Raw genomic sequence first — 16408 nt, forward strand, 5'->3', positions numbered from 1 at the left:
AAGAGGTTTTCATCTGATTCTCGGACTCTTTGATTCTTACCTATTAACTTCAACCTTGGCCATTTTCTCATAGTAGCGAATCAAGCTGCCGTGGTCGCAATCCCCCATTCCATCCACCTTCAAAGCCTGCATCATCTCCATGACCGCAGCCGTGAGCGGTAGTGGCACGCCTACCTCATGGGAGGTTTCCAAGACGTTGCTCAAGTCCTTTATGTGCAGGTTGATACGGAATCCCGGATCAAAATTGCGATCCATCACCAGCGGCGCTTTTGCATCTAAGACAGTGCTGCCGGCCAAACCGCCGCGAATCGCCTGATAAACGAGCTCTGGCTGAACGCCAGCCTTACTCGCGAGCACGAACGCTTCGGACATCGCGGCAATGTTAATGGCAACCACGATCTGATTGGCCAGCTTGGTCACATTCCCTGCTCCGATATCTCCTGTACGTATGACAGAGGCAGCCATGGCTTTTAACACATCATAGCACTGATCGAATACTTCTTTCTTTCCGCCAACCATTACCGAAAGAGTCCCCGCGATCGCCTTAGGCTCTCCCCCGCTCACTGGTGCGTCAAGCATTTCTATCCCTTTTTCCGCCAGCTTCCGGGCGATTTCCTGGCTGGTCAGAGGCGCGATCGAACTCATATCGATAACGACGGCTCCTGACTTAGCCCCTTCGATGACGCCATTCGGGCCCAAAACTACTTCATTCACCTGCGGTGAATTCGGCAGCATGGTTATAATGACATCCACCAGCTCAGCCAAGGCCTTAGGTGTAGAGGCCGTCTTGGCTCCCGCCGCTGCAAGCTCCGAAGCACTCTTACTTGTACCGAGAACAACTAGCTCATAACCCGCTTTCAACAAGTTCCTACTCATGGGCTTACCCATAATACCCAACCCGATGAATCCTACTTTCATTTTCATTTAAGAGCTCCCATCTGCTTCAATATGTCAGCAAGCTTATTTCTATTGATTTCGGAGCAGCTCGTGTTCGGCAAGATCGAGCCTCCCACTTCAAGACCGATGAGGTTCATAGCCTCCTTGGTCACCACCGGAAAACTAGCGAGATTAGAAGCCATGCGAAGAGGAGCCAGCTTAAACTGGGCTTCCAAAGCTCCCGTTAGATCCCCGGCTATAAACTTCTCGTAAATTTCAACGACCAATGCCGGCACAATATTCGCCGTTGAAGCGACACAACCTACAGCACCGTAAACCAATGAGCCTAAGATCATGACATCCCTTCCCGCCATGACCTTAAATCCTTTTTCTCTTGTTCTGCGGATATACTCGGAAGTCAAGGTTAGATCGCCGCTGCTATCTTTCACTCCGACGATATTGGGAATATCGGCAAGTCGTTCAATCAAGTTAACGGAAATGTTATTCCCCACGCGATCCGGATTGTTATAAAGCAATACTGGCAAAGCAGTGGCTTCAGCTACTTTACGGAAATGCTGATACAACTCTTCTTCCGAAGGCGCAAGAAACATGGGAGGTAATATTGTAATCGCCTGAGCATTTAACGATTCACCTAATCTGGCTAACTGAATGCATTCCTTAGTCGTGATGGCTCCAATCCCCATATAAACCGGCACCCGGCCCGCAACCTGCTCAATCGTAATGCGAACTGCCCGCTCCTGCTGCTCATGATCCAATCCGTAAAATTCACCATTACTGCCTAAAGAAAGGATACCGTGCACCCCTCCTGCGATAACGTGCTCGACTACCCTTCGTAGTCCCTGCTCTTCCACGCATTCATCAGCATCAACGGGTGTAACGATAGGCGGTATGACTCCGCGAATAAGATTAATGTCCATTGTGAACTCTCCTTTATTTCATTTGATTTTCTCGTTTACCGTACAAGACAAGGTTGTTTATGATCGAATTTCCAGCCAGGAATCAAATACTGCATAGCCATCGCATCATCACGTGCTCCAAGCCCTTTCTCATTATAAAGCTGGTGCGCTTTCTCAATTTCAACCCTATCAATCTCAATGCCCAAACCTGGCTTGTTCGGAACTTCCACCATGCCTCCGACAATTGGGAACGGCTCTTTGGTCAGACGCTGTCCATCCTGCCAAATCCAATGAGTATCGATAGCTGTGATTTTTCCCGGTGCTGCAGCAGCGACATGGGTAAACATGGCCAGCGAAATATCAAAATGATTGTTAGAATGCGATCCCCACGTCAGACCCCATTCATGACACATTTGTGCCACTCGGACAGAGCCTTGCATCGTCCAGAAGTGCGGATCCGCAAGTGGAATATCCACCGCGTTCATTTGAATCGTGTGTCCCATCTGGCGCCAATCCGTGGCGATCATGTTCGTAGCTGTCGGCAGCCCGGTAGCACGGCGAAACTCTGCCATGACCTCACGTCCAGAATAACCATTTTCAGCTCCGCAAGGATCCTCGGCATACGCCAATACATGGTGTTGATCTCGGCAAAGGCGAATGGCTTCAGACAAAGACCATGCGCCGTTAGGATCCAGCGTTATTCTTGCTTGCGGAAAACGTTCGGCTAGCGCGGTGACGGCCTCGATCTCCTCTTCTCCGCGAAGCACGCCGCCCTTCAGCTTGAAGTCATTGAAGCCATATCGCTTGTAGGCCGCTTCAGCCAGTTTCACGACAGCTTCCGGTGTAAGCGCTTCCTCATTACGCAATCGTGTCCAGTTATCCTCACTATCCTGTCCGCTCAAGTAAGGTAGCTTCGTTCGATTACGGTCGCCGATATAGAACAAGTAACCTAACATCTCTACGCGGTCACGCTGCTGGCCTTCGCCAAGGAGCGCAGCAACAGGAACACCGAGGAATTTCCCCAGAAGATCTAACAGCGCTGCTTCCAAAGCAGTAACAGCGTGAATTGTGATGCGTAGATCGAAGGTCTGCAAACCGCGTCCTCCAGCATCTCGATCACCAAACAACTTGCGAGCAGTGTTCAGAATATTATTGTATTGACCTAAGGATTGACCAATGACGAGCGCCCGTGCATCCTCTAGTGTTTGACGAATCTTTTCACCGCCCGGGACCTCACCAACACCCGTATGGCCTGCGTTATCTTTAAGAATGATGATATTGCGTGTAAAGAAAGGAGCATGTGCACCACTGAGATTAAGAAGCATGCTGTCGTATCCAGCCACAGGAATGACCTGCATTTCAGTAATGATCGGCGTGCCTGAAAAACGGTTATTCAGTTGCTCATGTTTCATATCCTGCATCAGATTGTTCTCTTCCCTTCATTAAAAAATAATATAAAATAAGGAAATAGTTATTATAAGTCATATTGTAAGACAAATTAAATTATACGTCAATTTATTCTTTTTGATCTGCAATAGCTGAACTTTTCAATGTCGACTGGTTTTAATATATAATGCTCCACGCCAAGCTCGATGGCCATCTTCGCATATTCGAATTCGCCGTATGCGCTGGAAATGACGATTTTCAACGATTCGTTATGCTTTCTAAGCGACTTCACCAAGCTTATTCCATCCATGATCGGCATTCTAATATCCGTAATCAGTACATCCACTTCATGCGTCGTCCACGATCAACACGTTAAACATCGGATTCCTCCCACTCCAATTAAAAAGTGGCTGCCTCAATGGCAGCCGTCCTAAGTCCAGAGAGCAAAAGCATCCGCCAATCCGGGCCGGATGCTTTTGTTTATGTGTTGCACGATGCTGTATTATTTACTTCGCGGACCATTCTGTGATCAAAGCATTGGCGTCCGTTCCGAGGACGAACATCACGGCTGCGGAGACATTATTCGCCTGCGGCTCGTTATTCAGATGCTTCAGGAAGTCCTGCATATGTTTGGCCGCATTGTCCTTATCGCCTTTGTCCAATTGATGCAAAGCCTGGTTCAAACTGTTGCGCAATTGTTCAACCAATGGACTCTTCAATTCACCAGCTTCGACATATCGGTCCATCAATTTGGATACTCCTTCGGGGGTGGCGGTTATTGTTAAGCCGACAGACTCATCCGTCGTATTGCCGGCCTGGTCGGTGATGACGATCCTCAGGGTATGAAGGCCAAGCTTACCGGCCAAATCAACGGAAGCTCCATTCGTTAGCCGCTCTCCGTTCAGGGTGAGTTCCTGGGTCGCTAAACCGGATAGTGCATCGTTCGCGTTCAGAAGAAGTGTAATCGGGCGATCATCTGAGAAAACTGCACCTTCCGCAAGCGGCATCCCGTCTGCCGTCAGCACAAAAACCGGCTTCGATTTGTCAATCTGGACGATGAGCTCCTTCGTTTGCTCGATGTTGCCTACAACGTCGATAGAACGGTACTCCAGTCGGCTTACGCCGTCATTCGTAAAGGTGATCGGTCCGGCATAGGTTTGCCAATTTGCTTGATCCCCCAGCCTGTATTCCGTTTTTGCTACAACTGAGAGATCGTCATAAACCGACAGCGTGACGGACGCCTCCTTGTTCAGCCAGCCGTTCTGCGGCATCGGATCAATCTGAGCCTTCGTAATCGGTGGAGTCAGATCCCGCAGGGTAACATCGATATATGGTTTAATGTTTTTGGTGTTCATCAAGCTAGTAACGTTAAATTCACCATAAATCCTGTAAGTGCCCATGTTATCAGGGTTATAACTGGCGGAGCTCCATGTAACGTTCACCTTTTCAGTCAACCCCGTACTCAAGGTCACATCAAGCTGTGAAGGCAAGTTTAAACTTCCAAACGCTGTACCTTTGGAAACCGCAATTTCTTTCGACCTTGCCCACGCTACAATATCCTTAGGTTGATCTTTGGGATTCCATCCATCATGGAAAATATAGCTGTCTTTATCCCTCTTAATTAAGTATGTATCGGAAAGATACATGGTTGCGGATTGGAATTCATCTGCATAGGCCGCATCTACAGCACCATTATACATGCCCCGGTAAAGACCCCATTTGGAACGGTTTTGCTGGCCCGATTCAACAGGCAGGTCTCCTCTTTCGTTTCGGCCGGTAATCGGGTTTTCCACTTCAGGGCGTCTGTAGGTTTCGGCTGTCATACCGCCTTCGAAAAGCACCTTACCTGTTTCCAAATCGATAAGCTTACCGTAAATATAACCGTTATCGGCTGTTAAAATCGTAACATCAAAATCAAGCCAGCGGTCAACGACCTGTTCAAATGGAATCGTGAATAACGGCTTTATTCTGTCCGCATAGCCGCCATCAGGATTGTTCCTGAACTCTAGTTGCCCTTTGCCTTCGCTTGAAACCAGAGAAAGGGTGGCCACCGGCTGTCCTGCTGCGTTTCCAGCTATTTCTTTCAGTTGGAAGATGTGCCAAAACCTGTGGGGAGCAATAAAATCTCCGGCATGGTGATCGCCGACATCCTTCTGAAACCTTAAAGTTTCCGATGGGAGCATAAGCCTCCAGTGGTGGGTCACAATGTCGCCACCCTTACTGTTTGCATCGCTACTTGCAGCGTTGGTGTTGCTTTTAATCTCCAGCCTCTGACGATCGCTTCCCACTTCGCCACGATCGCCGTCGTCCCGACTTACGCCGTCCGGGGTAACAAAAGGCACAAATTCGTGATAACGCAAAATGTCAAAGCCTAGTTTATCGGTTCCTGGCATATTTGCGATCCCGTATTTTGCAAGTGCATTCGTATCATTTCTGCCTATGGTCTGCAAATACATGTTATCCCCCAGCCATGCTTCATTAACTGTCGAAGCCACCGGATAGTCCCCTGAACGGTCATAGACTGATTGCGACCATGTTTTCCCACTGTAAGATGAGGGGGTGTTCGGGCCTTCAATAGAACCCGTAGTACTGCCATTGCCGATTTTAGATGCGCCCATAACATCCCATACATATTCTCCCCCTCGAATATTGAGAGGCAAATACTTGTCATTGGCTCCCATCCCTGTTATAGGAGGCAAAGTCATATCTACAGTAACAGTTATGGTATAGGTTCGGCTGTTCATACTGTTATTCTTGTCGGTTACCACCAGATAATATAAAGTAGTTCCGCTGGTTGAAAATTGGTCCATCTTGGCATCTCCTTTGTTAATGCCGCTGGCAGCAAAAGAAATGGTGGTTAATTTGTTACTTCTGAATAGCGTCGTGGTAACACCCGGGTTTATCATTACATTCAACATTTGGTATAAGGTGCCGTAGGGCAATGATATATGAATGGTTGCTTGATTCAGATCAACGACTGCGTTTACCGGCTTGTTCACTTCTATTTCCAATAAACCTAAGCTATCTCCTGTCGCTGCATGAACCGATGATGTCGGAAAACCGGATAGGCTGATCATTGAAAGTATTAGGGCAAACGAAAGAACTAAGCTTAATCCCCTTTTAAAAGCTTGCTGCTTAATCACTTCGAAGAAGAACATCTAAAAGCCTCCTTTATTTTCGTAAAAACAGCCTTTACATAGCAGGCTCAACTTCTTTCCAAATCCAACCCCTTCCTCCGTATGATCGTTTATTCGGAAAACGCTTTCAACAATCATTATAAATGAATTGATGAAATTTCTAGTATAGGTTTATTTATGATCCCCATGTCATTTTTTACGGTTTTAGCCCTACTGAAAAAAGAAAAGAAAACAAACCGGAACCCGTAATTCGGATTTCCGGTCCTATAACTACTAAACCTCTTTATATATCTGCCCATCTCGAAAATGAATAATCTGATTCGCCTGTCCCGCAATGACCAAAACTAGTGTCCATAGAACCTTCTGTTTGGATCGTAAAATGGGTTTAGGCACCCTAACCCTAGTGATCCAGCATACGCATAACCACCGTGACTGCTTCCGCTCTCGTCGCCACGTCAAACGGTTTAAAAGCATTATTCTCCCGACCCTGAACTAGCCCTAGTGAGTTAGCTCGCGAAACTAACGGCAATGCCCATGGGGGGATCTGAGAACTGTCGCTAAACGAAGTCACAGCTGATGTCCCCTCGCTTTGTGGAAATGCCCTTACTAACATTGCAACCATTTCGATTCGATTTATTGCATCATTAGGATGCAGAGTCTGGTCTTCATAGCCCTGAATAATGCCTGCTTTCAGCGCAGCGCTTAGTTCTCCCGCCGCCCATACCGGAATACTCGCCTCATCAGTGAATTCCGGCTTCGTAGGTTCCGGCTTCAAGCCCAGAGCGCGAACTAGCATGGCAGCGAATTGAAGCCTCGTCATCGGTTCGTCAGGCTTAAAGCTGCCATCTGAATAGCCGTTCACGATGCCTTTGGCAGCAGCCTGGCTGATGGCATCCGATGCCCAATGTTTCGGCACATCTACAAAAGTCTTAGGCAGTGGTGCTGATGTTGAGGGATCCGTTGGTTTCGAAGGCTGTGGGATCGTCGGTTCAGGAACCGGCTTAGGCACAGGCACTGGATTATACACAGATGAAGAATCCGATGAAGACGAATTGTTTATCTGCGGGCGTTTTATCATTATGGTATACGTTTTATGAACGCCGGAGGGCATTGACACATCAATCAGAACAACACTGCCGCTTGCTGCAATGGCTAGCGGTCCGCTTTCGTTGCCGCTTCTTACTGATTGCATCGAAGCTCTGTCTACGCTAACCTGGATGTCAGCCCTCTGACGTAAGGAAACCGGCGTAATTTTCAAATTGTCGATTCCAGTAGGAGCCATCACCGTATAATAGGTAATATCCGAGCGGAAAACTGGCGTGAGTGTCAGATTCGAGCTGATCTGAAGGCTGCTTAACTCCGGCTTGCCCTCTTCCTCTGGCATGTTCCTTCCTGCAGATGGCCCGACATCGGCAGCCGTAAGCGGCTTAAGTGTAGGAACGTTTGCCTGGTCGTACTCATCCGCACCGGCGTCGGGAGTATGCGTCCGCCATTGACCGTCCATATCGTCCAAAGGAACATATGGACCTTGGGCGCTATCAAGCGCGGGACTTAACGGCGACAAGCGAATCAGACCGTCGCTGCCACGGACCAACTTCAGATCACCTTTGTAAGTGGCGCTAACGACCGTTGCATTCGTTGCCACAGCGGCGAGACCATCGGCCATGTTGCCGACATAAGCCGGTCTGCCTGCGGATGTGATATCTTTCGTTTCATTGAATATCGTCCCTGCGTTACTGAAAATGACATTATTATAAATTTGCGTTCCGGTCGGTTGGAACGTGCGCTGAGCAATTTTGAAGGCCGATGCTTTATTGCTTAAGTTTACGAATGTATTATTGAAAATCTGCACATTATATTGCCGCCAATGACCGCGCAGCAACTCCTGCTGCCTTTCTGCAGAAAGGCTCCTAAGTTCTGCGGAATCGTTCAGCCCAGTGCCCCAACGAATAATTGGGTTCGTGCCTCCCTCCGGCCCCGCATCTTCCGTTCCACCATCAAGCTGAACGGCATCATCCGTAAGTCCTTCCATGTAATTATTATAAATCTTGTGATCATTCCCATAGAGACGGAAACCGCTCGTTCCAGGTTTCTTGCCATCCGCGATAATGAAATTGCCGTAAAAGCTGTTGCGATGACCGTGCCGAGCTACCATTCCTCCATAGGAATTCAAGACGGTGTTGTAGCGGATTGTATTATCGCTGCTCTTCACCGAAACGATCTCGTCCTCGCCGTTCAATCCGTCAAACAAATTGTATTGAATCGTAACATGTCCGGGGGCTAAAGATAGACCGGAAAGTCCAAGGCGGATCGCTTCCAATCCGTTGCTTACCCGTGGACCGATATCATGGAAGTGATTATATTCAATCACATCGTACTGCGAAACCGCATCCTTACCGTCATACGTCATCACTGCGCCGAAGCCGGTTTTCGGACCGATGTCGTTGTAAGCAATCCGATTGTGGCTGCTGGTGCCCTCCACCCGAATATAATGCCGATCGGTACCGTTGTCCGTAAGCAGCGTCGAGTTCGGGGAATGAGGCGTTTCTCCCGTATAAACGGCTCCGTTCGGATCATAGGTGCCGCCATAACGGCAGCTATTTTCAACGCCGATTACACACCAAATTTGTTTATTGACGCTGTTCTCAACCTTCGTAAAGCGATATTTCTGCCCCGTTTCATCCAAGGCAAATGTATTGCGCACAATGGATACATTGCTGGAATCGTACAATTCCACACCCGGGTGCAGTCCCTTCAACGTTGCGATCCTGTCTTCCGGGACGGCTCGGCTCCGCAGCGTATCCTCACCAAGATTCGATCCGCCACCGGAGTGGAACGTAAGTCCCTCAACCTCAATATAGTTTGCATTTTCAATATGCATGTAGCTGTCGCCTGCGATAACGGCCTTCCCTAGTTCAGCAGCGACAATACGAATCGGAAGAGCAGCCGTACCTGCCTTATCTTTGATAACGAATGGGCCGTTTTGTGCATACGTGCCATTTTGCAATTCAATCGTCGTCCCTTTAGTAGCTTGATCCAGTGCATTCTGCAGTTCTTCCGCCGAATTGACCTTCACCACCCGTACAGGGGGGAGGGGTTCCACGGGTTTATCGCCTGCTTGCGGAGGGCCGTTAGGCTCAGACGGTTCATCTACTTTGGGTGCTGTGCCCGTATAAAGTTCAACTTCGGTAATACTATTCCAATTGCCTGAGCTGCCAGAGGCCGTATTTCCATAACCGACCAGCCTCAGATAACGTACTTCTGCTGGATTCGTCAGCACATAGGGCTGCATAATGTCATCTTCGGCTTTGAGTAATCTACCTTTTCGTTTAGGCAGCAGCACAGTCGGATTCTGAAAATCCGCTTGATTGGAGCCAATAATTTCGAAATTGGTTTGACGGTCGATCGCGCTCAGGAAAGCGATATTTAAATAGGTGACCTTTTCAGGCTGCCCCATATCGAACTGCAGCCACTCCCCTTGTCCGGAAGCCGACCAACGGACATCATTATTCCAAACACCGTCCACGACATTGGCGGGAATATTCGTTGTGTTCGGCTGATAGGAACTAGCAGTAACCGTACTTGCGTTCATCTGCACTTGGCCATTCGTTCCTTTGGCCGATAGCCGATAGGCTTGCAGCGTATACGTATTCATCGCATCGCCGCTTGATAATCGGATCGTGAGCTTGTTCATGCCCGGCGCGAGATGAACTCGGGTAACATCGCTTATTGGCTGATTCACCCCTTCAAGATTCGTCAGGGTCACCGCCGTTGAAATACCGCCACTGACTTGCATGGCTAAACGGATGGAATCAGCTGCCTGTGGAACGATGACCTCATACCCTTCCATCTTGGAAGGCACGAAGGGGATATTCATCCCGATCTTTTGGCTGCCGTCCCAAACATCAAGCGCGGTTAACTGGATGGCTGGCATTTTCTCCGCAAAGGTGAAAAAGGATCCGTCAACCAGCTCCGTATCCGCAGCATAGTAAGCTTCGCCATGCACCTCCACCGGAGTTAATGACAGTGGAACCGCGTGGCTGAAATCGCTGCTTCCACTCTTCAGCAGTAAGCCGCCTAGCGGAAGCATCGCCGCTGGAAAGGCAACTTGTACGGTCCCGACATTGCCGGTATTTCGGACCTTCCATGTCCGCGCTGACTGCTTCAAGTCCGCACCATAGGGCACAGAAGAAGCCATACTTCCGTTATCGCCCCAGAGAAGGTACTGCTTATCCGCCAAAGCTTGTTTAGCGGTTATGATGACCTGCGAAGATGCTTGTCCTTCGCTGCTCCTGCTTGTTGCTTGAGCCAATGCTCCTTGCTGATCGCGTGCGATACCTGCAATGTTATTGCCATAAGTCATATTGGACTCCGTTGGCCAAACGACCATCGGCGAAGGGCCTGCCGATACATAGTCCTTCCCCTTCAGCGGCGTTCCGAACTTAAGCGCCATATACGTTTGCACTTGATTTTGCTGCACTTCTGTAAGCGTATCGCCAAACACGATCATCTCACCAATTTGTCCATCATAGCCAGATCCACCCTTTGCACCAGAACCGAGAGACATCGGGTTACTTCCGTTTCCAACCATTGCGAGGCGGGCCTGTGTTGATTTGGCTATCGTTTGCCCATCTAGTGTAATCGCTTGGTAAACAGCACTGGAAACTGCAGGATGCGATTCATATTGAAACCCCCAAGTGTTGTATTGAAGCGGCGGGACTGGATAGCCTGTCGTAAGCCGTGGATTCCCAGACACGACGGCTCCCGAATCCCACAATACTTGTGAAGTACTGGAATAGAAAGGAATGTACGCTCCGAACACTCCTTTTCCTTGCAAAGTTTCGTAAAAGATTTGAGATGTCTGATTTGATAACGCTATCCCCCCAGCAACCAAATAAACACTCGCCTGCTCGACCGGCTCATCCTGGTCAAATAACCCATTTTTGTCCAATAAAAGACTTCCATTGCCTGAACGAATAAATTGCACCGAAGGCTGGAAATTCAGTGCAGGATTGGACGGAATATACTTCGGTTTTGTCCTCGGACTCTTATCCCCAACCGTCCCGTCATTGATGAAATCATTGCCTTGCGGACTGCTGTCCTTCCATACCGTTATATCGCCATTCCCATTGCGGGTCACGCTGTCGGGATCCGCTTTCAGCCACAATTTCAGCATGTTGGTATCCACACCGCCTGGTGTTCCTGCCACTGCGCTATCTGCATGTGCTTTGGATAACCCAAGCGGCATCCACGTAAATGTTAAAGCTGCTGCGAGTAGCAAGCTGATTGCCCGTTTCGAACGCACTTTTAATTCTCTTGACTCTCTGTTCAAATTCACTTCACCTCTTCTTTATCATTGCGCTCTTCGGCAACATTTTCAGACAACCGTAAAAGCAGCTAAACTCATCATAAGAAAGCCCTTACAGATAATAAATCTTCAAAACCTTAAACTCATCATCAAAATATCAAATTCCACTCATCAATATAGCTAGTTAAATATTCAATTTACCCAATATATGATTAGCTATAATTCTATATCCTTCTGCGTTCGGATGCAGATGGTCTGGTAGTTTGTCAATAAAGGCTTCTCCGAAAATATCCAAACCGTCAACATAAGTCATATTTGATTCCCCATAAGAAATTAGAATATTCACTGCTTCCTGCATTTCTTTCCTCATTGTAACCAAGGTCATTCCTACTAAGTTTTCGTTTGTCTCCCTATGAGGACAATAAATAGGAGAAAATAAAAATAGGGGAGTGTTGCGATGCTTTTCCCGAATAATTGATATCAGGCCAATAATTGCAGAACGAAACGTTCGGATGTTTAAACTATTGCCACCCATCACATTAATGCCTAGGCATAAAGAAATGACGTCGGCGGGAAGGTCACGGATGACGCGTGCAACCATTGGTTCCAAATGACATTGTCCAGCAAATCCCATACAGGTCAGGTCCCAACCTTTGCTGCGTGCTACGATAGCCGGCCAAGTCAGAGCCGGACTTTCAGCTGAGCTGCACTGCGTAATCGAACTGCCGTAGGCAACCCACCTAGGTTGATTGTCTGGAAAAGGAGCCGCCGAAGCCCTATCATCGACTTTTAGTGCTTTCACAATGACCGCAGCTTCTTGTGACAAATAAATGTCAACCCTCTTCATGCTGCCTGGTAATTTCGTAAATAAGCAAATTTCTTCTCCTGCAAGGAGCGTCTTGGTATCGACTAATTCATCTTCGATAACGAGGTCAAACCGTATATCTTTATCCGTTCTAGCGACATGCAGCTCCACTGAAGTGGAATCACTTATAAATGCAACTCTAACACCCGCTGTTTCCCCTGCCTTCTCCACTAATTTAGAAGCAAATAAGCTGAGCTGATCATGTGGCAATCGCCACGGCCGGAGTCCGATATCACTCGTTTCTATTGAAACGGCACCTCGAAACCACTCTTTATTTATTTCAATTGTTTGCATGCATCAATTCACCTCTTTATAAATAGGCAAGCTAGAAGTGCCTAACCTGCCAAATTGTGCAACGTTTTGTAAAATAAGACCACAAAGTGTGCTTATCCGCTGCATTTCCTTCCTTTCTTGGCGTATGAACGAACAATAAGCACTCCTGCCTTGCTTATGCCTTCAAAACAGCAACAATTCGAACAAACAAGCACGTTCAGCTACCTTATTCTCTCTATTAAGGGAACTTTAGGACTCTATTTAGGCAAAAAGCAGAGATACTAGAGTGTTGGCGGAACTAGAGTGCCTTATTTCCACGAAAAGAGCTGAATTTCCCAGCAAACTGCAAAATAGCGCACTGTAGTTCCCTCAACCTCGCTATATTGACACATTTTACTGGAATAGCGCACTGTAGTTCCCTCATCTCAGCGAGAGAGAGGCAGGAAGGTAACTCCTCGCTCACTCCAAAACATACGCTTATCTTATAAAAGAAAAAGTCGCGATTTCCGCGACTCTTTATGAGATAAGACTCTTGGCTCAAGCCAAGGGTGTAAAAGGAATCACCGGCTTATCCTGCAAAATATCACAGGAAGCCTGCATCCATGAAGCCAACTCGGAGGCAAGCCGTTCGATGACCCCGGCATTTGCCGGCTCTGCCGACAAATCTTGCGTTTCCCAAGGATCGCTCAGCAGATTGAACAACTGGATTCGTTCCGTTCCTGTGTTCGTCACTGGCGAGCGATAATAACGGATCAGCTTCCATCGGCCGTCCGTTACCATCCGCTGGACATCTCGATAAACAGAGCACACGATACCGCGAACGGCATCGCTTTCTCCTGTAAAGATGGGACACAGACTTATGCCTTCCGTTTCCTCCGGCAGATCGACGCCGCATAGCCTTGCAACGGTAGGAAAAATATCAATATTGCTTGCCAGCGCAGGCTCCTGCTTGCCCTCCGGCACGCCTGGCCCCCTGAATATAAGCGGTATACGTACGCTGTGCTCATAAAGGTTCTGTTTGCCCATCAGTCCGTGTTGCCCGACCGCTAAGCCATGATCCGCTGTATACACGACGAGTGTATCGTCATAAATGCCCTTAGCCTTCAGCGCTTCGACGACTCTACCGATTTGCGCGTCCAAATGGCTTATCATCGCATAGTAATCGGCAATATGTTCGCGAATTTCGCCCTCGTCCCTCGGCCATCGTGCAAGCTTCTCATCCCGACACGTCAGATCGCCAGTATCGAATGGATGCTCCCTCATAAAGTTCGGAGGCAGCGGAATGTCGGATTTGTCGTACATGCTAGCATACGGCTCCGGTGCGGTTCGGGGATCATGCGGCGCTGTATACGCCACATACAGGAAAAACGGCCGTTCCTCCCGGTAATCCTCAATAAATTGGACGGCTGCGTTCGTAAACAACTCCGTCGAGAACGTATGATCGTTATATTCCTGTTCCTTCGGATAAGCCCCAGTCAGGTCATAATCGTACACAGGAACCTTTGTATGCTCGCTCATTCCGTGAAAAGTTAGCTTATCCCCTCCTTCAAAACTTCGGGCGAAGCTTGCCTTGTCGTTATGCCATTTGCCGATCGCATGAGTTCGATACCCGGCACCCTGCATCGTTTGCGGCATTAGCCGAACATCCGGACGAATGACGCTCGAATGCTCCCGGTTCATCATATCCTTGCCGATCGTCGCCCGGAAGATTGGAATACCCGTATGGACGCACGCTCTGCTCGGTGCGCAAACCGCCCCGGTTAGACCGCCAAATATATGAGTGTTACGACAAGATGTCCCGCTGGCAACCAATGAATCCAATATCGGCGTCTGCACGGTTTCATTGCCGAATGCTCCAATGGCTTCACCACGATGATCATCCGCTATGATAAATACGACATTAGATCTTTCGGCTGAAAGCTTCTTTAAGTACTTCTCTTTCATCTTGTACCTCACTCTCACCAGACAGGAATGCTTCCGGATGCGGCTCTACTTTTTCGATTTATACTGGGTATAGGCTTGTTGATAAATTTCCAGGTAGCGTTTAACGTTCATTTTGTCCAAAGTGTTCAAATAGTTGTTCCACTCCTTGTCAATGTCCAGCGAACCTGTAACCGTTTTCGCAAAAAATTCAGTTCTGTAGTCCGTAAGCGTCTTCTCAAGCGTAGAGAGCTCCTCCGCTTGTTCGTTGGTGAAGAACAATGGCGGCACAATTTTGCTCGGGTCGATTTTGTAAGGCTCGTATTTTTTAGTTTCCTTATACAAAATAAGTTCCAGCGAATTTTTTGGATCCGCTGCCACGCTTAATCGCAAGTCGTTTGTTCGCAGCGAAGGTCCTGCCTGCGCCCAGTGAATATTTTGCAGCTTGCCAAACGTGGCAATCGGTTTCCATACGGCTTGCTTCCCGTTAACGCCAAGCTCTCCTTGCTCTGGACGCACCCACTCCTGACCAGGACGGCCCTGCGTGCTGCGCAGAGTCGCTTCTTCCGAAAGCAGCAGGTCAGCCATACGGAATGCGGCAGCGGGATTTTTGGCCTTATTGGTGATGACGTATTGACCAGCAGATACTGCGTAAGGATTATACGCAGTTGAACGTATACCTGACGGTCCTTTGAGCGGAGGTACCGATACGTAGTCTTTGAATCTCGAGTTATCGACTTCGACAAATACCGTTTGGTTTTGTGAGGCTATAGCTCCGGTGATCGGGATTTCCGGGTTCATGCCCATTTGTTTCAACTGGTTTCTATCCTGTGTAAACGTTTGCGGAGAGATTAAACCTTCAGCAAACAGTTTATGCATATATGTCAAAGCGTCCTTCCACTCCGGTTGATTATAGGCAACTTGAACCTTTCCATCCTTAACAAAGCGCAGATTGAAATCCTTCTCGATAAAAGCGCTGGTCAGAAAAAGGTCCAACGTAGATGATGGGCCATTCGTAGCGCCGACAAGAGGGATCTCATCTGCCTTCCCGTTTCCGTTCGGATCTTTTTCTTTAAATGCTTTTAGTACTTGATAAAACTCGTCAGTCGTTTCCGGCATTTTTAAACCAAGCTTATCTAGCCATGGTTGATAAATCCACATCTTTTGACCAAGTGAGCAGTGGTAGCAATCATTAACCTGAGGGACCGAATAAATTTTGCCGTCAGGCATGGTAATCAAATCTTTGACATAGGAAACCTGCTCGAACATCTTTTTCATTTCCACGCCGTATTTGTCAATATACGGGTTCAGCGGAATAAATACGCCATCCTTACCGTAAATCGACTGCTGAATCGGCGATACGCTCATATTAAGCAGCACGTCCGGATAATCGCCGCTTGCAAGTGAAACGTTAAGCTTCTCTGCAAATGTTTTTTCCGGAGCGACTTCCCAATCGATATGAATGTTCGTTTTCTCCTCCAGCCACTTGGTGAACTCGTTCGTTGCAAAATTTTCGACAATGCTGGAGCCTTTGACCATGACCCTGAGCGTCGTCTTTTCTTTCGTAATCGGGAATTCGCCCGCTGCTGTGACTTGATCGTCCTTGCTTGCTTCCGTCTTTTGGGCTGCTTCCTGTTGTCCGCTGTCCGCACATGCGCTTAGAAGCGCTACAGACGTCGTAATCGCTACTAAAGCTGTTAGAGCTTTTTTCATGTAAAAACCTCCC

The 16408-nt window shown here is 48.1% G+C and carries 8 protein-coding genes and 1 pseudogene; all 9 read right to left on the reverse strand.

Annotated elements, in window-relative coordinates; translation table 11 throughout:
* Positions 1–36: 36 nt before the first annotated feature.
* The 9 genes and pseudogenes from garR to ASG85_RS10155 all read right to left on the reverse strand — a co-directional run bounded on the left by garR (position 37) and on the right by ASG85_RS10155 (position 16395).
* A complete protein-coding gene (gene garR, locus ASG85_RS10115) occupies positions 37–918 on the reverse strand; it encodes a 2-hydroxy-3-oxopropionate reductase (RefSeq protein ID WP_057306285.1) in 882 nt (293 codons plus the stop codon).
* Between the two features lie 2 nt (positions 919–920).
* Positions 921–1814, reverse strand: coding sequence for a 4-hydroxy-tetrahydrodipicolinate synthase (dapA, locus tag ASG85_RS10120; protein ID WP_060646120.1), 894 nt, complete (start codon positions 1812–1814; stop codon positions 921–923).
* Between the two features lie 35 nt (positions 1815–1849).
* Positions 1850–3214, reverse strand: a complete 1365-nt coding sequence (gudD, locus tag ASG85_RS10125; protein ID WP_200961668.1) for a glucarate dehydratase — start codon at positions 3212–3214, stop codon at positions 1850–1852.
* Positions 3215–3303: 89 nt separating this feature from the next.
* Positions 3304–3528, reverse strand: a pseudogene (locus tag ASG85_RS10130) (response regulator); the annotation flags it as partial.
* 157 nt (positions 3529–3685) lie between these two features.
* Positions 3686–6337: an Ig-like domain-containing protein gene (locus tag ASG85_RS10135; protein ID WP_060646122.1), complete on the reverse strand. Its 2652-nt coding sequence runs from the start codon at positions 6335–6337 to the stop codon at positions 3686–3688.
* 379 nt (positions 6338–6716) lie between these two features.
* The gene (locus ASG85_RS10140) at positions 6717–11648 is read right to left on the reverse strand and encodes a chondroitinase-B domain-containing protein (protein WP_060646123.1); all 4932 of its coding nucleotides are present in this window, start codon (positions 11646–11648) and stop codon (positions 6717–6719) included.
* 160 nt (positions 11649–11808) lie between these two features.
* The gene (locus ASG85_RS10145) at positions 11809–12783 is read right to left on the reverse strand and encodes an SGNH/GDSL hydrolase family protein (RefSeq protein ID WP_060646124.1); all 975 of its coding nucleotides are present in this window, start codon (positions 12781–12783) and stop codon (positions 11809–11811) included.
* Between the two features lie 516 nt (positions 12784–13299).
* Positions 13300–14706 carry a sulfatase-like hydrolase/transferase gene (locus tag ASG85_RS10150; protein ID WP_060646125.1) on the reverse strand — a complete coding sequence of 469 codons (1407 nt, stop codon included), beginning with the start codon at positions 14704–14706 and terminating at the stop codon, positions 13300–13302.
* Positions 14707–14751: 45 nt separating this feature from the next.
* Positions 14752–16395, reverse strand: a complete 1644-nt coding sequence (locus tag ASG85_RS10155; protein WP_060646126.1) for an ABC transporter substrate-binding protein — start codon at positions 16393–16395, stop codon at positions 14752–14754.
* Positions 16396–16408: the final 13 nt, after the last annotated feature.

The organism is Paenibacillus sp. Soil724D2 (assembly GCF_001427935.1).
In the GTDB taxonomy this organism is placed as follows: domain Bacteria; phylum Bacillota; class Bacilli; order Paenibacillales; family NBRC-103111; genus Paenibacillus_E.